The organism is Pseudomonas sp. TCU-HL1, from assembly GCF_001708505.1.
Classification (GTDB): Bacteria; Pseudomonadota; Gammaproteobacteria; order Pseudomonadales; family Pseudomonadaceae; genus Metapseudomonas.
The window spans coordinates 5,490,522-5,515,478 of the sequence record NZ_CP015992.1; the positions used below are offsets into that span (position 1 = coordinate 5,490,522).

Below are 24,957 nucleotides of genomic sequence, written 5' to 3' on the forward strand. Positions count from 1 at the left end.
CTGCCGACAATCCCTTTCTGAAAGTGCCCCTGTGCCAGGTGGGCATAGCGCATTCAGTCGCTTCTGCATCGACAGGAAGTTTCCTCCATTGGCCATGGAGTGCGATGCGTGCGCTCCAGTGATGCTGACACCCAATTCCAGTGATTTTGGGCCGCCCGCGCTGGTGATTCCGAGTCCTCCCCAGAGAGCTTCAGACCTTTCCTATTTACTGTGGACGTGCCGTCCGCCGAGCCTTGGACTAGGCGCTTTGCTCAACCCTATTCGCGGGTGAGCGGCGCCATCCATCGTCAATAGAAAAGTGCGCTCTCGCGTGGGGCGCCTTGTAGAGAGGGAATTCAGTGGCTATCGGACACTTCATTCGCCTGAACGACAAGACCACCTGTGGCGGTACCGTGCTGGAAGCGGATACCCGCGTCATGATGTTCGGTATCGCGCATGCTCGCGAGGGGGATCGGGTTTCTTGTGGCAAGGATGGAAAGATCTACCGAATTATTGGTGGGGTCTCGTTCATTCGCAGTCACGGAGCACAGGTGGCGGGCACCCTGGACAGCCTCAGCGGTTGTCCCTGCAAAGCCAAGCTGATTCCATCGCTGCATAGCGCGACCTACCACTCGGATCGGAGCCCCTCCAGGGCAGCGGATAGCCCCGCACCAGCTGTTGCCGCGATGCCGCTCGCCGCAAGTCTGACGGGTGCCGCACCCAAACCGGTCACGAACAGCCTGCTGGAAGAGGAGGAGGAAGAAGAGGAACTGGAGGACACCGGCATCGTGCTGCGCCTGGGCCTGTTCTTCGACGGCACCGGTAACAACCAGGCCAATAGCGAGGCCGCTGCGGGTTGCTATGCGGTCAACCTGGGCATGTCAGCGGAAGTTGGCGAAGACATCCGCCAGTACTGCGCCAGCTACGGCTATGACGGCCAGGGCAACACGCCGGACAACAGCTATGGCAATGAAGTCAGCAATGTCGCGCGCCTGTATGGACTCTATCCGGACGACACGCTCGTACAACTGCCGCCAGGAGCCGAAGAGGCCTATCTCAAGGTTTACCTCGAAGGCATCGGCACCCGCAGCGGCCTGGGCGACTCCCTCTACAGCCAGGGCAGCGGCCAGGGGGACACCGGCGTGGTGGCGCGGGTCGAGCAGATGCCGGCCTTGGTCCTAAAACAGTTGGATGCGTTTCGGAAGGCAAATCCCCAAGTCAAGGTTCGTCGGATCGAGGTGGACCTGTTCGGCTTCAGCCGGGGCGCGGCGGCGGCACGGCACTGTGCCAATAACCTGCTCAAGGGGCCAAACAGCCTGCTGGCCCATTCATTACCCGCCGGCTCGCCCTTGTTGGCGGCCGGCTTCACCTGGCGCCATCGCAGCGACTTTGTCCTCAACTTCATTGGGCTGTTCGATACCGTGGCCGGCATCGTTTCGCTGCGTGACGGCGACTTCAGCCCGCACAATGCCGACAACCCCAGGCTTCACCTGCGGCTTGCACCGGGCATGGCACGCAAGGTGATTCACCTGGTGGCCCGCGATGAGTACCGCCACAACTTCTCCCTGACCCAGGCCGAGCAGGACATCGAACTCCCCGGCAGCCATTCGGACATCGGCGGCGGCTACCTGCCTCTGGCACGGGAGAAGCTGCTGCTGAGCAAGCCTGACAGCAGTTTCGAAATCGACCGACTAGCCAACGAACGCAGTGCAGCCTACTCGCGCACCAAACGGCGCTTCGACCATGAATCACGCCACTGGCTGGCCTATGTACCGCCCGAAGGACTCGACATCGCCACCTGGTCGGTTCAGACCAGGCGCCGGGCGCGGGGCACCCAGGCAGAAAAGCGCGTGTACGCCGCCCTCTCCAGCGAGCGCCAGGTGCGCGCCGGGGTGGCATTCGATCCGATTGACCCCAACGACAACCGCACGGCATTGCCCGCCGAGCTGCAACCTATCGCCGCCAAGTTACAGGCCTTTGCCTTGCGCGAAGCCTACACACCACTGACCGCTGAGGAATACGCCCTGCTGCGCCGCCGCTACATCCACCTCTCGGCCCACTGGAATGCCGCCAAGGGTTGGAACAACAGCGCCCTGGATGTCGTGTTCATCAACCGCCCGGCCGAGGGGATGCAACGCAAGGAGCATCCCAATGAATAGGCCCAGAGTCGCGTTGTTATTGGGGCTGCTGCTCTGGTTGGCTGGTTGTGCCAACGGCGCCCACCGGCTGCCCTACGACTCGTGGCGGCTAGGGCTGTTTGCACCCAACTACATGGAGGTGTGGATCGAGACCGCCGATGCAGTGGACGTGCAGGATCACGTCTTCCGCCGTGCCATGAGTGGGATTGCCGCGATCAATACCCCCAAGAACCTCAAAGGCGATCCGCGCGGTTGGCCGGAGCGACCAGGGGCAGGCGCGGGCAAGCAGATACTGGGCGCCGACCTGCCACGGCTGCTCTATGTCCGCTGGCAATCTTTGGTCGAGCCACAAACCTACGAGGCCTATATCGTTATTCCCGAGACCACCCGGCGGGCGATGGTCAAGGGCGAAAAGGCATTCTGCCAAGCCGACGCAAAGTGGGTCACTGACTATCGCAAGATGCTATCGATCGGCCTGGCGCCAGGCGGGATTGCCAGGGTCTGGCTCATGGGGCCGTGCCTCTCCGCTATCGACGTGGCACGGGTGCAGGGCACTGTCGTGAAGGAAGGACCCTACGAGGGCACGTCGGGAGGCCAGCACCGGCCTCTATCCCCGACCTCCAAAGCCTATATCGAGAAGTACGGGATTCCCTATGGTTCCTGGTAAGCCCGGGAGGGCACTTGCAATTAATCCTGGCGGCCCGAGCGGACAGCCGCAACCGCCCGGCCGAGGGGATGCAGCGCAGGGAGCATCCCAATGAATAGGCCCAGAGCCGGAGTGTCTTGCGGGGGAAAGGGAGCAGATTTATTTTTCACCGCTTTGTTGCATCCAGGCTGGGATATCCCTCATCCCATGCAGCACCCGCCACACATCGATGTGATCGCCACGCTCGATATAAAAGACTAGGTAGGGATAGCGCTTCAGTCCCCAGGAGCGCAGCCCCGGCAGATCGAGCTCGTGGGCATATCGTGACGAGCCTGATTCGGGATGCCGACTGATGTGCTTGTAGGCTCGCTCCAGGGCGTCGATAAAGCCGAGTGCGGCCTGTTCAGCTTCTTCGTTCAGGTAATAGCTGACGGCGTCGTTGATATCCTGGTTGGCCAGCGCGCGGGGGATGATGGGCTTGGCCTTCATGCCTTGGCGTTCCGTACCCGGTTGCGCAATACCTCGAAGTAGTTGTCATCGGCCGGGGCGGCGGGGGCGGAGGCAGCGCCTTCCAAAAGCAGATTGCGCAGGCGCTGGCGGTCCTGGTCCTTGCGGATCAGCTCGCGTACATATTCGCTACTGGTGCCATAGCCGCGCTGGCTGACCTGATCATCGACAAAGCTCTTGAGGGCGTCGGGCAGGGAGATGTTCATGGTGCTCATGGGAACCCACTTTTTGGCAAAATTTGCCAAAACATGTTAGCACCTGGTTCCGGTCGCAGGTGTCGAAGAAGTGTCGAAGCCACTGGCACGAACTGGCCTGAATCGACATTGTCAACTGGCTGAGAAGTCAGTAACGACAGGCTTTTCGACGCAACGAGCCGGCAATCTTCAGGACTTGAAGCCCAACCACGCCACTGGATGTGCTTGCCTTCCAAAACTCACAATCAGGGCTTTGGCACTTGAGCCAGCGCGGAGTCTTCCCTGATCTTGCGTTGGTCGCCGATGCGGCGGGTGAAGCCGATGCGGTCGAAGTATTCGAGTAGCTGGATGCTGCGCTTGCGGCCGATGGCGATGTGATCGCGCCAGTCGGCGGCCTTGATGCTGCCATGTTCGTCTTGCAGTTGCCGGGCCAGTGTAGCCAGTTGGCGGATGGTCGTGTCCGGGTAGAACAGGTCTTTCACCACTTGGTGCAGCAGGCCGAGGCGCGCGAGTTTGCGTTCCAGCAGGCGCATGGCGCCCTCTTCCACCGTCAGTTCCCGGGCGAGGTCGCGGACCCAAGGCGGGTCGAAGCCTCCGGCTTCCAGCAGTGGCCAGACACGCTGGCGCAGGGCTTCGTCCTCGGTGCTGAGTTGCACGCGGTGGTCGGGCAGGTGCAGCCAGGGGCCGCTGGCTTGTACGGCGCCGCTGGCGAGGTGCTGTTCCAGCAGGGCGATGAAGACGGGGCGTTCCAGTTCGGAAAGCGCGTAGCGGCGCAGGCGGTCACGGTCGGGGCCGAGTTCGTCGGGCAGTTCGGCGTGGAAGCGTGCAAGGCCATCGACCAGCTGTTGCTCCAGGGCCTGCCAGCGCTGCTCTGCGAAGAGGCGCGGGCCGAGGCGGGTGGATATTTCCACAACGCCGCCGGGCAGCGTCCAGCCGGCGCGGGGGCGGTTGAACTGGCATTCCAGCCGTTGTGGGTCGAGGCCGTTGTGGGCCGCGCTCAGTAACGCCGGTAGCGCGGCTTCCAGGCCATCGCCACGCAGGGCTTCCAGTTGGGCCAGGCGTTCCGGGGTACGGCGATTGCGCGCTGGCGCGAAGGGATCGAGCACACGACCACCGCCGAGGGTGCGCTGGGCGGACTGGTCGCGCAGCACCAGACGGTCGCCATGCACCGCGTGAGTGGGAGCGTTGAGCAGCAGCTGGGCCAAGGTGCGCCGGCCGGGGGCCAGGCTGTTGCCCTCCAGCAGGGCGACTCGACCGGTGACATCCTGGGCGCCGAGATGCACGTGCACTGGCGTCCAGTGGGCAAGCTCGTGGGGCTCGCCGGGCAGCAGGCGCAGGTCGATATCCAGCCGCGTAGTGGGCGCCAATAGCGCCGGGGCCAGCAGCCAGTCACCGCGATGAAGGTGCTCCAGTGTCAGGCGTTCGCCGGTGATGTTCAGCGCCACACGCTGACCAGCACAGGCTTCGTCCACCTGCTGGTTACGCGCATGCAGGCCACGTACGCGCACCGTTCTGCCGGAAGGGCTGAGGACCAGTTCGTCGCCCACGTTCACCTGGCCGGCAAAGGCGGTGCCGGTAACCACTACGCCGGCCCCGGTCACGCCGAAGGCACGGTCGATGGGTAGGCGGAAATGCCCATCGATGCTGCGCCTTTCCACACGAGCGGACTCTGCCAGCAAGGCCTGGCGCAGGGTGTCGATGCTCTTGCCACTCAAGCTATCCACAGGGAAGAGTTCGGTGCCTGCCAACAGGCCTGGGGCCAGCAGTGCGCTGATTTCTGCACGAACCTGCTCGATTCGCCTGGCATCCACGCGGTCGGCTTTAGTCAGCGCCACCAGGGCGCGGCGGATGCCCAGCAGTTCAGCGATGGCGAGGTGCTCGCGGGTCTGCGGCATCACGCCGTCGTCGGCGGCCACCACCAGCAAGAGCAGGTCGATGCCGCAGGCGCCGGCCAGCATGTTGTGGACAAAGCGTTCATGGCCGGGTACGTCGATGAAGGCGGTGGGTTGGCCGTCGCCCAGGTCGGCATGCACGTAGCCGAGGTCGATGGTGATGCCACGTTCGCGCTCGGCTGGACGACGGTCACCTTCCTGGCCGGTCAGGGCTTTGAGCAGCGCCGTCTTGCCGTGGTCGATATGGCCAGCGGTACCGACTATCACGCCACAACTCCCGAGAGCTGCGGCAGTTGGGCGATGAACGCCGGTTCGTCGTCGAGCTGGCGCAGGTCGAGCCAGATGGCGTCGTCATCGAGACGGCCGATCACCGGGATGGGCAAGGTGCGCAGGTTCTCTTCCAGCTGGCGCAAGGCCCGGCCGCGCAGGCGCTTGGGTTGCAGCGCACGCAGGCAGAGGGCCGAACTGGGCAGGCGCGCGACCGGTTGGGCGCCGCTGCCGATCATGCCAAGGGCCGGAACGGCACTCACCTGCCAGGCAGCGCCGAGTTGCGCGGCCAACTGCGGAGCCAGGCGTTCAGCCTGAGCGAGTATCTCGGCCTGCGGTCGGCTGAGCAGGCGCAGGGTGGTGAGGCGTTCGGCAAGGCGCTCGGGGTCGCGATAGAGACCAAGCACGGCTTCGAGGGCCGCGAGGGTCAGCTTGTCCACCCGCAGGGCCCGCTTCAAAGGGTTCTTCTTGATCCGCCCGATCAGTTCCTTGCTGCCGAGAATCAGGCCCGCCTGGGGTCCGCCCAGCAGTTTGTCGCCGCTGAAGGTGACGATGTCGGCGCCGTCACGCAGGGCTTCCTGCACGGTGGGTTCCTTGGGCAGGCCCCAACGGGTGAGGTCTACCAGCGTGCCGCTGCCGAGGTCTTCCAGCAGGGGCAGGCTGTGGGCGTGAGCAATGGCGGCCAGCTCCGCCGTCGGCACGCTGGCGGTGAAGCCCTGCACGCTGTAGTTGCTGGTATGCACGCGCATGAGCAGGCCGGTGCGCGGGCCAATGGCGGCTTGGTAATCCTTGGCGTGGGTGCGGTTGGTGGTGCCCACTTCCACCAGCTTGACCCCGGCGCGGGCCATGATGTCGGGAATGCGAAATGCGCCGCCGATCTCGATCAGTTCGCCGCGGGAAATCACGCCTTCCTTGCGCGCCCCGAGGCTGTTGAGCGCCAGCAGCACGGCCGCGGCGTTGTTGTTGACCACGGTGACCGCCTCGGCGCCGGTGAGTTCGCGGATCAGGCCGGTGATGAGGTCGTCGCGGTCGCCACGCTTGCCCGTGGCAAGGTCGAATTCCAGGTTGAGCGGATAGCGTGCGGCCAGGGTGATGGCTTCGATGGCCTCGATCGGCAGCAGGGCGCGGCCGAGGTTGGTGTGCAGCACGGTGCCGGTGAGGTTGAACACGCGGCGCACGCGGCTGGAGTGCCAGGCGGCGAGGCGTTCCCCAGCGCGACCGGCGAGCACGGCGTCGGTCAGTTCGACGGCGGCGAGCTGGCCCTGACGGGCGGGTTCGCGCAGCTCGTCGAGCAAATCACGCAGCGTCCTGAGCAGGGCCTCGCGGCCGTAGCGCTGTTGCAGGGGGGCGCAGGCCGGGCTGCGCAGCAGACGGTCGATGGAGGGCAGGCGGGCGGCCGACATGAGCATTCCTTAGCACGGGGCAATCGGGTCCAGTCCTGAGTCTAGGCGGTCATTCGCCTCCAGGGGCCAGCAGCAGGTTTGGCGCGCGTCGCAGGTAGCCGTCCTCGCTCAGGCGTATATCGAGATCGAGGCTGGCCAGGTCGTCGGCCTGGGCTTCGGCAGCGGCGTCGAACTCCAGGTAGCACTGTTTGAGGTAGCCCTGGCAGTTGGGGCAGGCCTCGGCGCGAATCGGTGCCCCCTCGCTCTTGCGGCCATCGCGTTCCAGGGACAGGTAGGCCAGGTGCTTGCTTTCCTGGCAGTGACTGCATTTCAGCCGTACGTAATGCCACTCGCAGGAGCACAGGGAACAGGCGAGGTAGCGCAGGCCGTTGTACTTGCCACGATGGCGGACCATGCCGGCCACCGGCGGTGAACCGCAGGCTGGGCAGAGGACCTTGGCCTCGTTCTCGACAATCGCACCTTCGGGCAGGGCCAGCAGCCAGTGGCTGAAGGCGACTTGCAGGGCTGCACCGATAAAGGGAGCGATGGCAGGCGGCAGCAAGTCGAACTGGCCGCTGAGCAGCCCCACGCCCCAGGCCTTGCGCTGGGCCACGTCGGCCGCTTTCAGTTGATGCAGGGCATCGGCCATTGCGGCGTTGGCCGGGGTTCCGAGACGCTCCGTCAAGGCCTCGAGTGCCGCCAGCCAGCCATCGGCGCGCACGAGGGACTCGAAGGCGATGGGCGGCATACCGTGTTCGCGGCTGCGGACCAGCGCCTCCGGAGCCGGGCCGGGGAGCGCAGGCGGGTTATCAAGGACTTGCTGCTGAGCATCGCAGAGGTCGGCTACCAGCAGCAGGTAGCCGGCCAGCGGGTGGCCGCTGGCGAGCTGGCGCAGACGTTCGGCACGAACGACGAACAGGTCGCGCCCGGGCAGGTGGAGAAAGGGCGGGATGTTGGCGGCGGCCTCGATCTGGCCGGGTTCGAGTAGCTGGCTTGGCACACGGGGCTCCTTGTTGGTCGGTTCCGAGTGGGCAGTCCGTGGATGGGGTCGATGGGTTTCGCTTCGCTCTAGCGGAACGCCGCCCGCACCATCCTACGGTCGTGCCCTGGGTCAGCGCCCTTCGCGAATGAATTCGCTCCCACAGGGAAGCTGGGCCAATGGATCAGCGCTTGCCGCCCTCCCCCTTGCGGACTTCCTTGTACCAGGCGCCGTGGTGCTTGCGGGCCCAGCCACGGCTGACCCAGCCGTGGAGCATGGCGCTGATGGAGCCCTTGATCCAGATGCCGGCGTAGATGTGGACGATGATGCTGAGGATCAGCACCCAGGCGGCGAAGGCGTGCAAGAGTGCGGCAAGGCGGATGAGGTCGATGCCGAACAGGTGGCTGAAGTACTGCCGCCAGATCACCACGCCTGTGGCCAGCAGCACCAGCATGCTGAGCAGCAGCACCCAGAACAGCATTTTCTGCCCGGCGTTGTAGCGGCCGACTTCGGGCAGCTTGTCTTCGCGGTTGTTCACCACGTCCTTCCACTGCTTCAGCCATTGGCTGTCGGACTTTTCCCAGCGGTTGTGGTGGGCGAAGCGCATGGCCAGCCAGATGAAGAAGAGGAACATCGCCACACCGAGGAAGGGGTGCAGGATGCGCGTCCAGGGCCCACCGCCGAAGAAGTTGCTCAGCCAGAACAGGGACGGGTGGAACAGCGCCAGGCCGGACAGCCCGGCGAGGAAGAAGAGGATGGCCACCACCCAGTGGTTGCTGCGCTCGGAAGGGGTGTAGCGTTCGATGTCTTTGTTCATGTTGGGCTCCGTTGCTGGGATCGAGTCCTGCCACCCTCTCCCCAGCCCTCTCCCTGAAGGGAGAGGGGGTTGTCCTGTGCCGCGCTCAACTCGGTGCCTTGGGATCGAAGCGGTGCACCGAAGGGTCGACCTTGTGCACTGCCGAATCGCCACGCGGGGCTTCGTCTTCTTCAACCTTGTTCGGGCCGACCCGCACGTAGTGGAAGAAGCCGAACAGCGCCACCACGCCCATCGCCAGCAGCCCCAGGGGCTTGGTCACGCCTTTCCACAGGCTGACCATGGGGCTGATGGCCGGATCGTTCGGCAGGCCGGCGTAGAGCGAGGGCTGGTCGGCGTGGTGCAGCACATACATGACGTGGGTGCCGCCAACGCCCGGCGGGTCATACAGCCCGGCGTTCTCGAAGCCACGGGACTTCAAGTCGACGATGCGTTCGGCGGCGTGTTCCTTCATGTCTTCCTTGGTGCCGAAGACGATGGCACCAGTGGGGCAGGTTTTCACGCAGGCCGGCTCCAGCCCCACGGACACGCGGTCGGAACACAGGGTGCACTTGTAGGCCTTGTGATCCTTCTGCGAGATGCGCGGGATGTTGAAGGGGCAGCCGGTGATGCAGTAGCCGCAACCGATGCACTTGTCCTGGTTGAAGTCGACGATGCCGTTGGCGTACTTCACGATGGCGCCTGGGCTGGGGCATGCCGCGAGGCAGCCCGGCTCGGCGCAGTGCATGCAGCCGTCCTTGCGGATCAGCCACTCCAGATTTCCGGCCTCGGGCTCATATTCGGTGAAGCGCATGAGCGTCCAGGAGTCGGCCGTGAGGTCTGCCGGGTTGTCGTAGGTGCCATGGTTATGGCCGACCTCGTCACGCAGGTCGTTCCATTCCGAGCAGGCCACCTGGCAGGCCTTGCAGCCGATGCACTTGGACACGTCTATGAGCTTTGCCACCTCGTCCATCTGGCGCACGGACGGCATGGGCGTGGTGGTGGCGGAGCGGGCGGTGATGTCTTGTGATGCCATGGCTCAGCTCCTCATGCCTTTTCCACTTTGACCAGGAACGACTTGAACTCCGGTGTCTGCGTATTGCCGTCGCCAACGAAGGGAGTAAGCGTGTTGATCAGGTAGCCGTTGCGCGCCACGCCGGAGAAACCCCAGTGCAGCGGAATGCCGACCTGGTGCACGGTCTTGCCGTCCACGGTCAGCGGTCTCAGGCGCTTGGTCACCACCGCCACGGCCTTGATGAAGCCGCGGTTGGAGGAGACCTTGACCCGCTCGCCGGCAGCGACGCCCAGCTCCTTGGCCAGGACTTCACCGATCTCGACGAACTGCTCGGGCTGGGTGATCGCGGCCAGCCGGCAGTGCTTGGTCCAGTAGTGGAAGTGCTCGGTGAGGCGGTAGGTCGTGGCCACATGGGGGAACTGGTCCACCTTGCCGAACATTTCCAGGTCGCCCTTGAACACCCGCGCCGCCGGGCTGCTGGTGACCTTGGGGTTCTCCGGATGCAGCAGGTTGCGCCCAACGGGGGTCTCGAAGGGTTCGTAGTGCTCGGGGAAGGGCCCCTCGTTCATCTTGTCCACGGCGAAGAAACGCGCCACGCCCTCGGGGTTCATGATGAAGGGGCTCATGCCCATTTCCGGCGCGACGTCGGCCTTGTAGTCGGGCACGTCGGAGCCGGTCCAGGCCTTGCCGTTCCACCACACCAGGCGCTTTTTCTCCGGATCCCACGGTTTGCCGGAAGGGTCGGCGGACGCGCGGTTGTAGAGGATGCGCCGGTTCGCCGGCCAGGCCCAGGCCCAGCCAAGGGTCTGCCCCATGGCGTAGGGGTCGGCGTTGTCGCGGCGGGCCATCTGGTTGCCGGCGGCGGTCCAGCTGCCGGCGAAGATCCAGCAGCCGCTGGCGGTGCTGCCGTCATCGCGCAGCACGCCGAAGCCGGGAATCTGCTCGCCGGCCTTGACCAGCACGGCGCCGGTGGCGGGGTCGACGAGGTCTGCCAGGGCCTTGCCGTTGAACTCGCGAGCGAGTTCGTCAGGCCCCGGGTCGTGGGGACGCAGGTAGCCCCAGTCGAGGCCGAGGATGGGGTCGGGGAAGGCCCCGCCATCCTTCGCATAGGCATTGCGCAAGCGATGGAACAGGCCGCCCATGATGGCGATGTCGGTGCGCGCCTGGCCGGGCGGCTCGGCGCCCTTCCAGTGCCATTGCAGCACACGCCCGCTGTTGACCAGCGAGCCGTCCTCCTCGGCGAAACAGCTGGTGGGCAGGCGAAACACCGTGGTCTGGATGCTGGCGGTGTCGACGTCGTTGAACTCGCCGGCATTGCGCCAGAACTCCGAGGTGTCGGTGGCCAGCGGGTCCATGATCACCAGGTACTTGAGCTTGGCCAGGCTGGCGCTGACCTTGGCCTTGTTGGGGAAGGCGGCGATGGGGTTGAAGCCTTGGCAGAAATAGCCGGTCACCTTGCCCTCGTACATCATGTCGAAGTAGCGCAGCACGTCATAGGCCGGCACGTCGAGCTTGGGCAGCCAGTCGTAGCACCAGTTGTTCTCGGCGGTGGCCGACTTGCCGAACCAGGACTTCATCAGGCTGACGTGGAACTTGCCGTAGTTCTGCCAGTAGGACATCTGCCCCGGCCGCACCGGCTTGGTCGCACGTTTGTCGATGTAGGCGACGTAGTCCTGCTCGGCTTCGGCCGGCAGGGTCAGGTAGCCCGGCAGGGAGTTGGAGAGCAGGCCCAGGTCAGTCAGGCCCTGGATGTTGGAGTGGCCGCGCAGGGCATTCATGCCGCCACCGGGCATGCCGATGTTGCCGAGCAGCAACTGCACCATGGCACCGGTGCGGATCATCTGCGAGCCCACCGAGTGCTGGGTCCAGCCCAGGGCGTACATGATGGTCATGACCTTGGTCGGGGCGGACGTCTCGGCGATCTGGCTCCAGACTTTCTCCAGTTGCTCCTTCGGCGTGCCGCAGATGCTGCTGACCAGGTCCGGCGTGTAGCGGCTGTAGTGCTGCTTCATCAGCTGGAACACGCAGCGCGGGTCCTGCAGGGTCGGGTCGGACAGCACGTAGCCGTCCTCGCCCTTGGCATAGCTCCAGGTGGACTTGTCGGGGTAGGCGCGCTTGGCTTCGTCGTAGCCGCTGAACAGGCCGTCCTGGAAGCTGAAGCCTTCGTTCACGATGAAGGGCGCATCGGTGTAGTTGCGCACGTACTCGTGCTGGATCTTGTCGTGGCTGATCAGGTGGTGGATCAGGCCGCCGAGGAAGGCGATGTCGGTGCCGGTGCGAATCGGCGCGTAGTAGTCCGCCACTGAGGCGGAGCGGGTGAAACGCGGATCGACCACGATCAGCCGGGCCTTGTTGTGCGCCTTGGCTTCGGTGACCCACTTGAAGCCGCAGGGGTGGGCTTCGGCGGCGTTGCCGCCCATGATCAGCACCAGATCGGCATTCTTGATGTCGACCCAGTGGTTGGTCATGGCGCCACGGCCAAACGTCGGAGCAAGACCTGCTACCGTCGGGGCGTGTCAGACACGAGCCTGGTTATCGAATCCCAGCATGCCGAGGGAGCGCACCACCTTGTGGGTGATGTAGCCCGACTCGTTGGAGGATGCCGACGCTGCGAGAAAACCGGTGGTGAGCCAGCGGTTCACCGTCTGGCCCTGGGCGTTCTTCTCGACGAAGTTGGCATCGCGGTCGGCCTTCATCAACTTGGCGATGCGGTCGAGGGCTTCATCCCATTCGATGCGCTTCCATTCGCTGGAGCCGGGTTCGCGAATCTCGGGGTACTTGAGGCGGTTGGGGCTGTGGATGAAGTCCAGCAGACCAGCGCCTTTCGGGCAGAGGGTGCCGCGGTTGACCGGGTGGTCCGCGTCGCCCTCGATGTGGATGATGTTCTGCGCGACGTTCTTCGCCGCGTCGCCCTGGCTGTACATGATCAGGCCGCAGCCGACCGAGCAGTAGGGGCAGGTGTTGCGCGTCTCGACGGTGCGCGCCAGTTTGAAATGGCGCACCTGGTCGGCAAAGGCTTCCGGGGGTGCCACCCCCAGAGCCGCCAGGCTCGATCCTCCAAGGCCCACGGCACAGACCTTGAAGAACTGTCGACGGTTCATGTCCATCGTGTTCTCCCTCATCAGGCAGACGGTGCCCGGTACATCGCCGGGCATATCCTTGTACAGGGTAGCCAGCTTCGGGGGTAAAGCCAGAACGCCCTCCCTGGGGCCCGCGCCCAGGGCACTTCCTGTGGGGGCGATTTCAATCACCAGGGCGTTGGTGGTGTCCGGAAGGTACTGCTCCGCCGGGTTATTGCAGGTGCTGGCCAGCCAGTTCGGAGGCCAGCCCTGCACCGTCCTCCAGCATGTGGGGAAGGCCCTGCCCCGGCGAGTCCGCAAGCAGCGGCAGGGCAATGCAGAAGCAGGCGCCCTCCGTGCTGTTTTGGGCACTGAGGCGCCCGCCCATCTGCTGCACGATGCCATAACTGACCGACAGCCCCAGCCCGGTCCCCTTGCCCACCGGCTTGGTGGTGAAGAAGGGCTCGAAAATCCGCTCCAGCAGGCGCGGATCGATACCGCCACCGTTGTCCTCCACTTGCAGTTCCACCCAGACACCACGCGGTTGAAGACGGATATGGATGGCTGGGGCGAAGTCCGGCTCCGCTTCCTTCTTGCCGAGCATGGCATCGCGGGCGTTGACCATCAGGTTGATCAGCACCTGCTCCAACTGGTCGGCGAAGCCGCGCACGGCGAACGTCTGCTCGCCCAGCTCAAGGCGCACGTCCACACCCTTGCCGCGCAGGCCTTCGGAGAGCAGCGAAAGCGCGCCTTCCACCGCCTGGCGCGGATCGAAGACTTGCTGTTCAACATCAGAACGCCGCCCGAACACCCGCATGTGATCGACAATACGCGCCGCACGCTGCACCTGGGCCTCGATGCGCAACAGCTTGTCGCGCAGGTAATCCACCTGGATCTCGTCGCTGGCCAGGCGCTTGAGCACGTTGGCAACGGCCATGCGCATCACGTTCAGCGGCTGGTTCATTTCATGGGCAAGCCCCGTGGCCATCTCGCCCAGGGTGGCCATCTTGGCGCCTTGGTAGAGCTGCTGCTGAGCCTTGCGCACTTCGGTGTTGTCGCGGCCCACCGCCTGCACCTCCAGCAGCCGGCCATGTTCGTCGAACACGCCGCGATCGGCCCAGATCCACCAGGCGTGCTCGCGCCCCGGTAGCTGCAGGCAGATTTCCGCCGTGCTCACGGGCTGTTCCGGGGTCAGGCCGATCAACCGCTCCTGGAAGGTCTGGCGCTGTTCAGCGGAGAGCCAGGCGCCGAGGTTGGCACCGGCCAGGTCTTCCGGCCGGCACTCGAGGTAATCCGCCAGCGGACGGTTGGCGAAATGCAGCACCAGGTCCGGCGTGTAGCGGCAGATCATCGCCGGCGAGTCTTCCACCAGGATGCGGTAGCGCTCCTCGCTTTCGCGCACCCGTTCGGCGGCCAGGGTGGCTTCGGTGACGTCCAGCCAGATGCCCACGGCCTCCTGGGGCTGACCCAGTTCGTTGCGCAACAGGCGAACCTCGTCCAGCAACCAGTGGTAGCCGCCATTGCGGTCGCGCAGGCGGTAACGGCAACTGGCCTGGCCTTCACGCAACAGGGTGCGCGTGCGGGCGAAGAAGGTGTCGTGATCCTCGGGATGAACGCGCTCGGCCAGACCGCCCTGCTGCAATTCCGCCAGGGACCAACCGAGCATGGGGCCCAGGCTGTCGCTGAAGAACTCTGGCGACAGGGCGCCGTTGTCGTAGCGCAGTACGTAGATCACCGCTGGAGCGCTGGCAACCAGGTTGCGCAGCCGCGCGTGCGCGGCCGCCGCACTGGCCTCCTGGACCTTGATGTCGCTGATGTCGAGCAGGAAACCGAACACGCGCGACGCGTTCGCCCTGCCCTGCACCTGAGCCTGCACGCGGTGCCAGATGGCACCCTCCTGGACGCCCGGCAGGTAGAGGCGCAGGCACTGGGTAAAGCCCTGTCCATTCAGTTCAGCGGCGCGCAGCCGGGCGCGGAACTCATCACGGTCGGCTGGATGCACCTGCTGCAACCAGTCTTCCAGCGGCAGTCGGCCCTGATCGTCGGCCTGCCAGGCCTTAGCCAGGGCGGGTGCCAGCAGCACCTCCTTCGATTCAGGCAGGTATTCCCACCAACCGGCGCCCAACAGTTCCTGCAGGGCTTCCAGCCGGCCACCCTCGTGGCGCTGGCTCTGCTCCCGCAGCCGCGCCAACAGGGGGCCAGCGAGCTGGGCGCCGATCTGCAGCCACTCGGCATCGCTCAGGCACGCATGCGGATCGGGCTCGAACGGCGCACAGAGCAGCCAGGCGCTAACGCCGGAGAGCTCGGCATAGGGCACCAGAAAGGCCGGGGCATCGCCCAGGAGAGCGAACAGGCGCGGGTGCTGCGAGAGCTGCGACCAGCTCCAGCGCTGCAGCGTTCGCCCCTGCAACTCGGCCAGCTCCTGCCCCAGGCGCTGCCCCTCTTGCCAGAGGCCGGGCGCGCCATGGGCACGATACTGTGCATAGACCTGCCAACCCTGCCCGCCTGGCATGTCGAACGCCAGCGCCATGCAGGGCACCCGCCAGCGCAGGGCGAGGGTCTCCAGCAGCTCGGTGGTGACCTGGGGCAGCATCGGACCACTGGCCAGGCGAATGCGTTCGGCCGCCTGCCCGGCATGCAGCAGGGCCTGGCGGCGCAGGTCACCCAGTTCCTGATGGCGGATCAGGTCGCCGATATCCAGCGCCTGGAGCAACCAGCCATCGCGGGTGGCGGCTAGCCAGCCACGGGTATGCAGCGGGCGGCCGTCACTGCCGATGAAATCCAGGTCGAGGCAATCGCGGCTCCATTGCTCCGGTGTTCCCAACAGCAGCGCAGCGGAATTGGCACTGACGAAGTCGGCCAGCGGCAGCGCCTGGCCATTGGCCGAACGGCCGAGTCGCAGCCCCAGCGCACCGGCGATGCCCATTACCCGGCCCTGAGTATCCAGCGCCAGCAGCAGGCTATAGGGGGTATTACGAGCGGCCTGAAGCAGCGCGTGGCTGGACGGACGATCCATGACGCCGTCCATTCACTGCTGAACCTGGATGCTGGCCTGGGCACTGAGCACGGCGGGCACGCGAGGGACCGAGCCGATTCCGGGCAATGGGATGGGAGGCACCACGGGGCTGGCGCCGTAGGGATAGGAAACGCTCACGGTGAGCACGCCGTTGGCCAGGGTAACGCTGGGCGCCGGCAGGTTGGCACGCACGCCGGCAGGCAGCCAGGCGAGCTGCTGGTTGATGGCAGTATTGGCCTCGGCGGTGGCCAGGGCGAGGAAGTTGCTGGCGTCGGGATTGACCGCCACGGCGCGGCGTACCGCCTCGGCGGAGGCCTGGTTGAAGGACTGCAGCATCAGCAGCGGCAGCGTATAGCCGATCACGCCGTAGAAGATGGCGAAGAAGATAATGAAGACCAGCGAGAACTCGAGGGCAGCTGCACCTTTCTGCTGCCGGGCAAAGCGCGGTGAAACCCCTTTTCTCATGGAAACCTTCCCGACTGGTGGCCGCACTGCGGCAGAAATACTCGGCTGCCTTCCGAAGATTCGGCTACACAGTTAGCAGCATAGAAGGACTTTTCGGACGCATCGGATATTTCATGTCGGCCCTCCCCCTCCTCGCCTGGACCGCCCTCTGCGCCCTGCAGGACCTCCAGCAGCGACGCATCTCCAACGGGCTCACCCTGGGTGGCACAGCGCTCGCCCTGCTCTACCTCCTGGTGCGCGGGGAAACCCTGCTGGGCGCCTCTCCGGCCGAAGGCTTCAGCGCGGCCGGCCTGGCGCTGCTGCTGACCCTGCCCGGCTGGTGGCTGGGCAAACTGGGGGCGGGCGATGTGAAGTTGCTGCTGGGCATCGCCCTGTGCAGCCACCCGCCGTTCGTCTTGTACTGCCTCATCGGCGCGGGAGCGGCCTACCTGGCCTGGGCCCTTCTCTCCCGCCCGCTCTGGCCTGCCCTGCCCACAGGCCTTCGGACCCTCCTCCAACAGGTGGCCCCGGAGCACGTGCGCCGCTATCCATTCGCCCCCTTCCTCTTCGCCGGCAGCCTTTTGGCGCTTTTTGTCTGACAAACTGCTCGGTGCCTGATATGAAAGTGCTATATCTTTCGTAAGCACTGTACTGCCGTACCATTTCCCGCGTGCCGGGTTGGGAATCGCAGGCCCTATGGCCAGGATCGCTCGCATTGGAAGGCTGAACATGGATTCTCAACCTTGCACCCTGCTCGTCGTGGACGACGAAGACACCCTCGTCGTCGAACTCCAGGAGTTCCTCGAAAACTGCGGCTACCGCTGCATCGGCTGCACCTCCAGCCGCGACGCCCTCCAGCGATTCCGTGAAGACGCCAGTATTGGCATCGTGCTCTGCGACCTGCACATGCCGGAGCTTGACGGCATTACCCTGGTGCAGGAGCTGGAGCGCCTCAGCACACCCGCACACGCCTTCGAAGCCATCATCTTCACCGGCCAGGCCGAACCTCGGGATGTGATCGAGGCCATGCGCGCCGGAGTAGCCGACTACTACCAGAAGCCCATCGATCCAGAGCAGGTGCTGCGCGCCGTGCGCCGGCTCGAAGAACGCCTGCACCAGCGCCAGCAGGACAACCTGGAGCTGTCCCTGCTGAATAACAAGCTGCGCACCCTCTCCGAGTCCATCGACGAGCTGTACCAGGACATCAACAAGCGCCGCCGCGGCCCGGTCGACCACACCCCGCCGGTGATGGACATGGGCGCGCAACCGCCCTTCGACAAACTCTCGCCGCGCCAACTGGAAGTCGCCAAGCTGGTGGGCAAGGGTATGACCAATTACCAGACCGCCTGCGAACTGGGACTCACGGAGAACACCGTGAAGCTCTACGTGTCGCAGATCCTGCGCCTGACCCATCTGCACAACCGCACCCAACTGGCCCTGGCCATGGCCCCGCCTGGGCGGCGGCCGCATGAGGTCGCGCACTGAGGACGGCGTGGGAGCGAATTCATTCGCGATAGGGTGCGCAGCGCCCTCGTAGGTTGGTCCGAGGAACGAGGCCCAACGAAATCAGGCCACGATTCGTTGGGTTTCGCTTCGCCCTAGCGGAACGCCGCCCGCCGCAACCTACGCGAGCCCTCGGGCTTCAGAGCATCAGGCGCGGAGCCGAGGTATCCAGTTCCATCAGGCGCACATCGGCGTACCCCAGTTCGATCCCCAGCAGCTTGAGCACCGGCTCGAGAACCACCTGGCCGATCAGGGGAATCAGGCTGCCCAGGGTGGATTCGATGGTGGGCCCCAACGTGGACTCGATTACGCCCTTGGTCAGGCCACCGATCAGGCAGCCGAGCCCAAGCAGGCCGCAATCCTTGGTGACCACAACATCCACCTCCAGGCTGTTGGCCAGTTCCGAGAGACCGTCGGCCAGAGCCTCGCCGGCTTGCGTGGCAACCCGTTTCTGTTGCGGAACTGGCTGGCTCGGCGAGACAGTGAAGCTCGTCTCAGTTGGTTGGCCGTTGCTGATGTTGGCAGAGCCGGATACCTGTACCTCAAGGCCAGTGATCCCGGGCAGGGCGGTAACCGTGACCGGGCTGGCCTGGGTACTCGAGGTGATATTGCTGTAGCGCCCCAGCCCCAGGCTTGCGATGCCCGGCTGGGTAAGGACGGTCACCTGCCTAGTTCCCGGAAGGATGGGGCCGCAGGTGATGCTCTGCAGTGCAGCCCAACCTTGAGCCACGTCCAGATGCAGGCCCAGATCCACCCTCACCAGGCCCAGGACATCGACCTTGCCCCCCACCTCCAGCCTGACCTGAGCCGTACTGACCTGGGTCCGCCACTTGCCATTGGCATCGCGGCCGGGCAGGCCGATTGCAATCTTCGGCGGCTCGATCACATAGACCTTGAGGCCAAGGTTGGCCAGGCCGAGGTTCAGGCCCAACCCCACGTCCACCGCATGGGCCTTGTTGGCAAGGAAGGCCAGCGCGCTGACCATGTCGAGGACGCTGAGATCGGTGCGCAGCGCCTGCTGGCCACCGTTGGCCGGCGTCACCACATTGAGAATGTCCGCCAGCTTCACCTGGGTGGCGCCAAGGCTGACATTGGTCAGGCTGTTGAGGCCATTGCGCACGCCAACGGCCAAGGTCTCGCGAGCATTGGCGGCGGCGACCGTGGCATCCAGCACCTGGTCGAGGCTGAGGCGGGTATCCAGCAGTTGCTGCACATTGCCGGCGGACAGATCCAGCCGCGCGGCCGCCGGCAGGTTCTGGTTGAGTTCCAGCAGGTTCAGCCTGGCGTTGGCCAGGCCCTGATAAGAGACCGCGTCGAGGCTCAAGGTGGTGCCGAGCAGGTTGCCCAGCAGCGAATTGAGCACCGCCGATTGCTGGCTATCCAGGGACGCCAGCCCGCTGCCCAGGGAGAACCCGGCCAGGGCCGAGCGTCGTGCTACGGCATCGGCCTGGAGCGTAAGACGTCCGCCCCAGAGCCCCCCCAGCACCAGGCTGGCCGGGACTTCCTGGGTAGCATGCACCTGTACCGCCTCGATGCGGTTGGTGGACGCCTGGAACAGGCGGCGCTGACCGGTGCCATCCAGGTCGACATAGCCGATGCTGACCCGGTTGCTGCCGCTCCCGAGGTTGCCGCCATAGCCATTGCGCGTGGCGCTGGCCTGGGCCAGCGCCAGGGCGTTGGTCTGCGCCAGGCCTGCAGCTTGCGAGCCACAGAAGCCGGAACCGGTGGCGCTCTCCAGGGCCGCCATGTCGGCCACCCGTTGCAGCTTGCGCTTCTCGAAGTAGAGCCGCCCGGCATCGAGGGTCAGCGCCAGCGTCATCAATGCCAGCAGCAGGGTTGCCGTGGCCATCAGGCCGATGGCGCCACGCTGTCGATGAAGGCTACGCATGCCCGGCCTCACTGGCTCGATGAAGCGCCGCTGTCCACGTTCATGCCATTGCCGTAGTAGCGCTCGGGAATGGCGTACTTGTAGCTTTCCAGCCAGCGCTGGTTGGCCAGTTCACGCTCGGCCGGGGCGGCGGTTTGTGCATGGCGCGAAGCCTGGCTGCCCTCGCGCTGGATGCTCAACCACTGGTCGCTGAGCCGATGGCGTTCATGCCGCGCATGGCGGGCATCCTCGGCCGCCTGCAAGCCGCAGCAGGCCCCCAGCAGTACCATGGCGATCCAGGTTTTCATCTGCCCACCTCCTCGCTCGAACCGGGCCCTGCCTCGTGCACACCCGCCAGCAGCGGGGCATCCGCCGCGGTATCCTGGGACACCAGCGGCGCGCCCAGGCCCTGGCGCTTCATCTCCTGCGCACGCGCCTGGGCCTGGCGCACCGCGTCAGCTGGCAGGCGCAGGCGCGACACCAACTCCGCCGCCTGCTGGTACTGGTCCGTATAAAACAGCAGCGACAGCAGGTTCTGCGCGGGCAGCGGATCGCCCTGGCTCAGTTCCAGGGCAGTAATAAACTCGAAGCGCGCATCGTCCACCCGCCCCTCGCGCAGCAGCACCAGCCCCAGGTCGTTGCGGACCTTGGCATCGGTCGGTGCAAGGCTCAGGGCTTCACGCAACTGCGCCAGGGCTTCGCGCTGGTCAGCGCTGGCTGCCGCGAGCTGACCCAGGCCATGGTGTCCGTCAGCCGCCAGGCACGTGCCCAGCAGGCTCCGGTAGAGCGGCGCGGCTTCGCTGCGGCCAAGGCTGCGGTAGATGCGGGCCTGGCGCAGGCGCACCTCCGGCAGGCTCGCCGGCAATGCCTGCAGATGCGCCAGGGCGGCATGTGCACGCCCGTCGGCGACCATGTCCCTGGCCAGGTTCAGCGCCAGCTCCTGATCCTGGCTTGGCTGGCTGCAGCCACCCGACGCCAGCCAGCCCACCTGGGCCGGCGGGTTGGCACACCCCCCCAGCAGCCCCAACACGCACAGCACTATCAGCCTTCTCATCCTGCCCCCCCCATTGCCCGACTGATCGCCATCATCCCCGGCCCGCCCAGCACGATCAGCAGGGCCGGAAACAGCAGCGTCATCATCACGATCGTCATCTTTGCGGAGAGCTTGGAGATGTACTCCTGCATCCGCGTCAGCCGGCGATCGTCCAGAAGCTTTTTCAGCACCAGCAGCGAGGCCATGGCACCGCCACCCTGGCGCATCAGTTGTTCGAGGATGGTGAGGCTGTCGGTCAGCTCATCCACCGCCAGCAGACGCGCCAGCTTGCCCAGTTCCTCGCCCAGCTCCAGGCCGGAGTCCACGTGCTGCAGCAGGCCGCGCAGTTCGGCCGTGAGCACCGGCATCAGGCTGCGGCCGTCCTGGCTGAGTACCCGCAAGGCCTGCTCTACGGTCAGCCCGGATTCGAAGAGGATGCGCACCATCGGGATGAACACCGACAGCTCCTGCTGCAGCGCCTGCTGGCGACGCAGCGCAGCCAACGCCAGAAGGCGCTTGGGCAGCAGCAGGCCACAGCCAACGGCCATGAAGGGCGCCAGCCAGGGTTGTGGCGGCGGTTTGGCCAGCAGCGATTGCCCCAGCAGAGCCAGGCCAAGCAAGGCCAGGGGCGCGAGCAGTTGGCAGGCGAGGAACAGGGTGCGGCGGCTGGCGCGACGCCAGCCAACACGGTTGAGCAGGACCTGGGTTTCGCCGTCCATGGCCAGGTAACGCCGCGCCAGCCGGCTGCCGCCGAGGCGGCGGACCAGGCCCTGCCAGCGGCTGTCCGGCAGGTTCCCGGCCAGCTCCTTGCCCAGCAGCCGCTGGTTGACGCGCTGGTAGCGCTGGCGTTCGCCCAGCAGGCCGAACGTCAGCGTTGCGGCGGCCAGGCCCAGCAGGACGACAACAAGGAGCAGTGCCATCTCACACGCTCCTCAACATGCGCCAGAGGATGAAGCAGCCCAGGGCCTGCATGCTGAACGCGGCCAGCAGCATCTGCTGGCCACTGGCGTCCTGCCACAGGCCCATCAGGTAGCCGGGATTGACCGAGAGGATGTAGCCGGCCACCGACACCGGCAGCAGTGCCAGCACCACGGCGGTGAAGCGCGTCTCGCCGGTCATGGCGCGAAGTTGCCGGGCGATCTGTTCGCGTTCGTGGATGACCTTGATCAGGTTGCCCAGAAGTTCGCTGGCACTGCCGCCGTAGCGGTGGTTGACCCGCACGCCGAGGGCGAGGATGCGCAGCTCCTCCTGTTCGAAAAGGTCCGCCACCTCCTGCAAGGCATCCGGCAGGCCGACACCCAGCTGCACATCCCGCGAGACCCGCGACAGCGCGGCATGCAGGGGATCGGGCGAGGCATCGATGGCACGCACTACGGCGTCGCCCAGGGTGCGCCCGGCATGCAGGCTACGCACCACCTGGTCGAGCATCTGCGGCAACTGCTCCACCAGGCGCCGCACCCGCCGCCGATAACGCCACACCAGCCAGGCTCGCAGCCCGAGCGGCAGCAGCAGCGCCACCACCAAGGCCGCCATCCAGCCGCCGGCCAGCCCCGCCAGCAGCAGGGCCGCCAGCCAGAGAGAGACCATCAGGCCCATTCGCCCATGGGGCAGATCCAGACCCGCGCGAATGAAGGCGCGTTCCAGCCAGCCGGGTTTCACCGGGGGCGGCGCCGAGGCGGCCAGGTCCTGGCCAAGGCGTTGCAGCACCCGTTCCTCACCCGTTTGCCGCCAGCCCTTCTGCAACAGCACCACCCCCAGCACCAGCAGGAGGCTGCAGAGCAGGCCGAGCAGCAGTGGCGCCTTCACCGTGCGGCCCCCACGACCTGACGCAGCTTTTCGCCGGCGGGGTTCACCGCCTCGCTGATGAAACGGCCGCTGGCGCGGTCGAGGCGGAACAGGCAGTTGGTGACATACACGTCATCGCGCACGCCCACGACTTCCACTACCTCGCTGATGCAGCGCCGCCCATTGGGCAGGCGGGTGAGCTGGACCACCAGGTCGAGGGCGGCGCAGATCATCTGCCGCAGCGTGCGCTCGGCCACCTGGCGCCCGGTCAGGCCGACCAGGGTTTCCAGGCGCAGCAAGGAATCCAGTGCGGAGTTGGCGTGCACCGTGCTCATCGAACCGTCGTGGCCGGTGTTCATCGCCTGCAGCACATCGAGCACTTCGACGCCGCGTATCTCGCCGAGGATGATGCGGTCCGGGCGCATGCGCAGGGCGTTGCGGATCAAGTCGCTGGCCGCCACTTCCCCCCGCCCTTCGGCGTTCGGCGGGCGGGTCTCCAGGCGCACCACATGCGGGTGGTTGAGCTGCAGTTCGGCGGTGTCTTCGATGGTGACCAGGCGCTCGTGGCTATCGATCAGCAGGCTCATGACGTTGAGCATGGTGGTCTTGCCGGTGCCGGTGCCACCGCTGACCAGGATGTTGCAGCGCTCGCTCACGGCGCGGCGGATGAACAGCAGCATGGCTTCGTCCAGCGACTGGTAAGCCAGCAGGTCGGAGCTCTGCAGCAGGTCCTTGCGGAATTTACGCACCGAGATGCAGGGACCATCCAGGGCGATGGGCGGAATGATGGCGTTGACCCGGCTGCCATCCGGCAGGCGCGCATCCACCATGGGGCTGGATTCGTCCAGGCGCCGGCCGAGCGGCGCGAGGATGCGCTGGATCACCCGCAGCACGTGCTGGTCGTCGATGAAGCGCAGGTCGCTCTGGTGCAATACGCCTTCACGCTCGATGAAGATCCGGCAGGGGCCGTTGACCAGGATTTCGGTCACGCCTGAATCGCGCAGCAGCACTTCCAGCGGGCCGAAGCCGGTCAGCTCGTCCACCAGTTCCTCGGCGAGACGCTCCATCTCGTAGCGCGACACCGCCAGGTGATGACGGCCGACGAACTCCACCACTTTGTCGATGACGTATTGCGAGACGGTGCCCCGCGCGCCCTCGAGGATATTCACGCCGTCGTCGTCGATGGCATCGATGATGTGGCGATGCAGCACCAGCTTCAGCCCCTGCGGGTCGTTGTGACCCAGTTGGGTGTAGCGGGCAGCGCCGCCGAACAGGCTCTCGCCGCTCATGAGCGGGCGCCCCAGAGGCGCTGCCAGGACCGCAGGCGCGGCGGCTCGATACAGGCCATGCGTTCGCCCAGTTCACGCAGGCGCTGACTGAGGCGCTCACGCGGCGCCAGTTCGAACAGGCTGCGCCCCTGGTTCTTGGCGTTCATCCGCAATTCAGGGCTGTAAGGCAGGGTCTGCGCCACCGGCAGGTCGAAGGAGCGGGCCAGCACGTCGGTTTCCGGTGCAACGCCACGCAGGTGACGATCCACCAACAGCTGCGCGTGCTCCAGCTTGACCCCCGCGTCGCGCCAGCGCCCCAGCAGTTCGAGGTTACGACGACAGTCCGGCACGCTCTGGTCGGTGCACCAGAGCAGTTGGTCGGCATTGCCGACCAGAATGCGCAGGGCCTCGCTGTCGGGCTGCCCCACCAGATTCACCACAATGTGCTGGAAGTGCTGGCGCAGCGTACCGAGCAGCAGGTAGAGCTCGGCGGCATTGATGCGCTCCAGGGTTTCGCCGCCGGCTTCCTGGACCAGCAGGCGCAGGCCGCCGGGATGGCTGCCAAAGGCACTGTCGATCAGCGCCGCATCCAACCGCCGCAGGTTGCGCAGGGCATCGGCGAAATGGAAGGAAGCTTCCAGGCCCAGCAGCGCCAGACTGTCGCCCTGGGGCTGGCCAAGATCCAGCAGCAGGGTGCGCTGGCCACACTGCTGGATGGACAGCGCCAGGTGGGCCGATAGCAACGCCGCGTCGGCGTCCTGCTGACGGCTGAACAAGGCCGTCAGCCGCCCGGCATTGTGGGTCGGCAGCGCGCTGGGCACCCGCTGCACCAGGCGCCGCACGAGACCGGCGACCTCACTGGTACGCGCACCGTAGGCGACAAAATCGCGCGCGCCGGCACGCATGGCGCTCAGCACCAACTGGTTGTCCAGGCCGTCGCCCATGGCCACCACCGCCAGCAGGGGCCGCGTTGCCAGCGCGCCTTCGATCAGGGAGGTCTGCGCTACCAGGTTGTCGCGGTCCAGGCCGACGAAGAGCAGGCTGGCGCCGGTGACCTCGATCAGCCCGAGCAACTCGTCCAGGGCGCCACGGCCGGCACTGAGCACCTGGCCCATCGGCGTCAGTGCGCCTTGCAGCCATTCCAGGTCGGCGCCGTTGCGGGTGAAGGCGAGGAAGGTCTGGCTCATGAC

At 65.9% G+C, this 24,957-nt stretch carries 21 protein-coding genes; 4 read left to right on the forward strand and 17 right to left on the reverse strand.

The features are described from left to right. Positions 1-338: 338 nt before the first annotated feature. Positions 339-2,138 (forward strand): PAAR domain-containing protein, encoded by a 1,800-nt coding sequence (locus THL1_RS25240; protein ID WP_069085796.1) that lies wholly within the window; start codon positions 339-341, stop codon positions 2,136-2,138. Beyond that, a complete protein-coding gene (locus tag THL1_RS25245) occupies positions 2,131-2,784 on the forward strand; it encodes a DUF2931 family protein (RefSeq protein WP_069085797.1) in 654 nt (217 codons plus the stop codon). Before THL1_RS25240 ends, THL1_RS25245 begins: the two co-directional genes overlap by 8 nt. Positions 2,785-2,922: 138 nt before the next feature. Here THL1_RS25245 and THL1_RS25250 read toward each other — a convergent pair whose 3' ends face one another. The 10 genes from THL1_RS25250 to THL1_RS25300 all read right to left on the reverse strand — a co-directional run bounded on the left by THL1_RS25250 (position 2,923) and on the right by THL1_RS25300 (position 16,332). Next, positions 2,923-3,252, reverse strand: a complete 330-nt coding sequence (locus THL1_RS25250) for a type II toxin-antitoxin system RelE/ParE family toxin (protein ID WP_069085798.1) — start codon at positions 3,250-3,252, stop codon at positions 2,923-2,925. Beyond that, positions 3,249-3,485 (reverse strand): type II toxin-antitoxin system ParD family antitoxin, encoded by a 237-nt coding sequence (locus THL1_RS25255; protein WP_069085799.1) that lies wholly within the window; start codon positions 3,483-3,485, stop codon positions 3,249-3,251. Before THL1_RS25255 ends, THL1_RS25250 begins: the two co-directional genes overlap by 4 nt. Positions 3,486-3,709: 224 nt before the next feature. Continuing rightward, a complete protein-coding gene (gene selB, locus THL1_RS25260; protein WP_069085800.1) occupies positions 3,710-5,623 on the reverse strand; it encodes a selenocysteine-specific translation elongation factor in 1,914 nt (637 codons plus the stop codon). Continuing rightward, positions 5,620-7,026 (reverse strand): L-seryl-tRNA(Sec) selenium transferase, encoded by a 1,407-nt coding sequence (gene selA, locus THL1_RS25265; RefSeq protein WP_069085801.1) that lies wholly within the window; start codon positions 7,024-7,026, stop codon positions 5,620-5,622. The genes selB and selA overlap by 4 nt, the downstream gene beginning before the upstream one ends. 49 nt (positions 7,027-7,075) lie before the next feature. Beyond that, entirely contained in the window at positions 7,076-8,005 is a 930-nt protein-coding gene (fdhE, locus tag THL1_RS25270) for a formate dehydrogenase accessory protein FdhE (RefSeq protein WP_069085802.1), read from the reverse strand. Positions 8,006-8,168: 163 nt separating this feature from the next. Next, complete coding sequence (locus THL1_RS25275) at positions 8,169-8,801, reverse strand: formate dehydrogenase subunit gamma (RefSeq protein ID WP_069085803.1); 633 nt, start codon at positions 8,799-8,801, stop codon at positions 8,169-8,171. Between the two features lie 85 nt (positions 8,802-8,886). Then, on the reverse strand, positions 8,887-9,813 hold the full coding sequence (fdxH, locus tag THL1_RS25280; RefSeq protein WP_069085804.1) for a formate dehydrogenase subunit beta: 927 nt from the start codon (positions 9,811-9,813) through the stop codon (positions 8,887-8,889). Positions 9,814-9,824: 11 nt separating this feature from the next. Further along, complete coding sequence (gene fdnG / locus THL1_RS25285) at positions 9,825-12,899, reverse strand: formate dehydrogenase-N subunit alpha (RefSeq protein WP_145928443.1); 3,075 nt, start codon at positions 12,897-12,899, stop codon at positions 9,825-9,827. Between the two features lie 184 nt (positions 12,900-13,083). After that, positions 13,084-15,867, reverse strand: coding sequence for a PAS domain-containing sensor histidine kinase (locus THL1_RS25295; protein WP_237234747.1), 2,784 nt, complete (start codon positions 15,865-15,867; stop codon positions 13,084-13,086). A 12-nt stretch (positions 15,868-15,879) separates the two neighbouring features. Next, on the reverse strand, positions 15,880-16,332 hold the full coding sequence (locus THL1_RS25300; protein WP_069085807.1) for a TadE/TadG family type IV pilus assembly protein: 453 nt from the start codon (positions 16,330-16,332) through the stop codon (positions 15,880-15,882). A gap of 113 nt (positions 16,333-16,445) precedes the next feature. Between THL1_RS25300 and THL1_RS25305 the strand changes: the two genes are divergently transcribed. Further along, the gene (locus tag THL1_RS25305) at positions 16,446-16,910 is read left to right on the forward strand and encodes a prepilin peptidase (RefSeq protein WP_069085808.1); all 465 of its coding nucleotides are present in this window, start codon (positions 16,446-16,448) and stop codon (positions 16,908-16,910) included. Between the two features lie 130 nt (positions 16,911-17,040). Beyond that, the gene (locus tag THL1_RS25310; RefSeq protein ID WP_069085809.1) at positions 17,041-17,796 is read left to right on the forward strand and encodes a response regulator transcription factor; all 756 of its coding nucleotides are present in this window, start codon (positions 17,041-17,043) and stop codon (positions 17,794-17,796) included. Positions 17,797-17,953: 157 nt separating this feature from the next. Here THL1_RS25310 and THL1_RS25315 read toward each other — a convergent pair whose 3' ends face one another. From THL1_RS25315 to THL1_RS25345, 7 genes are read right to left on the reverse strand one after another with little or no spacing between them, the layout of a single operon-like run. Continuing rightward, positions 17,954-19,702, reverse strand: coding sequence for a TadG family pilus assembly protein (locus tag THL1_RS25315; protein WP_069085810.1), 1,749 nt, complete (start codon positions 19,700-19,702; stop codon positions 17,954-17,956). Between the two features lie 8 nt (positions 19,703-19,710). Continuing rightward, entirely contained in the window at positions 19,711-19,989 is a 279-nt protein-coding gene (locus THL1_RS25320; RefSeq protein ID WP_069085811.1) for a DUF3613 domain-containing protein, read from the reverse strand. Further along, entirely contained in the window at positions 19,986-20,735 is a 750-nt protein-coding gene (locus THL1_RS25325; protein ID WP_083246011.1) for a tetratricopeptide repeat protein, read from the reverse strand. Before THL1_RS25325 ends, THL1_RS25320 begins: the two co-directional genes overlap by 4 nt. Then, positions 20,732-21,634, reverse strand: a complete 903-nt coding sequence (locus THL1_RS25330) for a type II secretion system F family protein (RefSeq protein WP_069085813.1) — start codon at positions 21,632-21,634, stop codon at positions 20,732-20,734. The genes THL1_RS25325 and THL1_RS25330 overlap by 4 nt, the downstream gene beginning before the upstream one ends. 1 nt (position 21,635) lies before the next feature. Then, positions 21,636-22,520, reverse strand: coding sequence for a type II secretion system F family protein (locus THL1_RS25335; protein ID WP_069085814.1), 885 nt, complete (start codon positions 22,518-22,520; stop codon positions 21,636-21,638). Next, positions 22,517-23,788: a CpaF family protein gene (locus THL1_RS25340; protein ID WP_069085815.1), complete on the reverse strand. Its 1,272-nt coding sequence runs from the start codon at positions 23,786-23,788 to the stop codon at positions 22,517-22,519. The genes THL1_RS25335 and THL1_RS25340 overlap by 4 nt, the downstream gene beginning before the upstream one ends. Next, positions 23,785-24,954, reverse strand: coding sequence for a pilus assembly protein (locus tag THL1_RS25345; protein ID WP_069085816.1), 1,170 nt, complete (start codon positions 24,952-24,954; stop codon positions 23,785-23,787). Before THL1_RS25345 ends, THL1_RS25340 begins: the two co-directional genes overlap by 4 nt. Positions 24,955-24,957: the final 3 nt, after the last annotated feature.

Bases quoted from the DNA above. Each gene is read 5' to 3' on its own strand.
- THL1_RS25305 (WP_069085808.1), top strand. From the start codon at position 16,446: ATGTCGGCCCTCCCCCTCCTCGCCTGGACCGCCCTCTGCGCCCTGCAG.
- THL1_RS25275 (WP_069085803.1), bottom strand. From the start codon at position 8,801: ATGAACAAAGACATCGAACGCTACACCCCTTCCGAGCGCAGCAACCAC.
- selA (WP_069085801.1), bottom strand. From the start codon at position 7,026: ATGTCGGCCGCCCGCCTGCCCTCCATCGACCGTCTGCTGCGCAGCCCG.
- THL1_RS25320 (WP_069085811.1), bottom strand. From the start codon at position 19,989: ATGAAAACCTGGATCGCCATGGTACTGCTGGGGGCCTGCTGCGGCTTG.
- THL1_RS25245 (WP_069085797.1), top strand. From the start codon at position 2,131: ATGAATAGGCCCAGAGTCGCGTTGTTATTGGGGCTGCTGCTCTGGTTG.
- THL1_RS25315 (WP_069085810.1), bottom strand. From the start codon at position 19,702: ATGCGTAGCCTTCATCGACAGCGTGGCGCCATCGGCCTGATGGCCACG.
- THL1_RS25255 (WP_069085799.1), bottom strand. From the start codon at position 3,485: ATGAGCACCATGAACATCTCCCTGCCCGACGCCCTCAAGAGCTTTGTC.
- THL1_RS25325 (WP_083246011.1), bottom strand. From the start codon at position 20,735: ATGAGAAGGCTGATAGTGCTGTGCGTGTTGGGGCTGCTGGGGGGGTGT.
- THL1_RS25250 (WP_069085798.1), bottom strand. From the start codon at position 3,252: ATGAAGGCCAAGCCCATCATCCCCCGCGCGCTGGCCAACCAGGATATC.
- THL1_RS25330 (WP_069085813.1), bottom strand. From the start codon at position 21,634: ATGGCACTGCTCCTTGTTGTCGTCCTGCTGGGCCTGGCCGCCGCAACG.
- THL1_RS25340 (WP_069085815.1), bottom strand. From the start codon at position 23,788: ATGAGCGGCGAGAGCCTGTTCGGCGGCGCTGCCCGCTACACCCAACTG.
- THL1_RS25345 (WP_069085816.1), bottom strand. From the start codon at position 24,954: ATGAGCCAGACCTTCCTCGCCTTCACCCGCAACGGCGCCGACCTGGAA.
- THL1_RS25300 (WP_069085807.1), bottom strand. From the start codon at position 16,332: ATGAGAAAAGGGGTTTCACCGCGCTTTGCCCGGCAGCAGAAAGGTGCA.
- THL1_RS25310 (WP_069085809.1), top strand. From the start codon at position 17,041: ATGGATTCTCAACCTTGCACCCTGCTCGTCGTGGACGACGAAGACACC.
- fdxH (WP_069085804.1), bottom strand. From the start codon at position 9,813: ATGGCATCACAAGACATCACCGCCCGCTCCGCCACCACCACGCCCATG.
- THL1_RS25295 (WP_237234747.1), bottom strand. From the start codon at position 15,867: ATGGATCGTCCGTCCAGCCACGCGCTGCTTCAGGCCGCTCGTAATACC.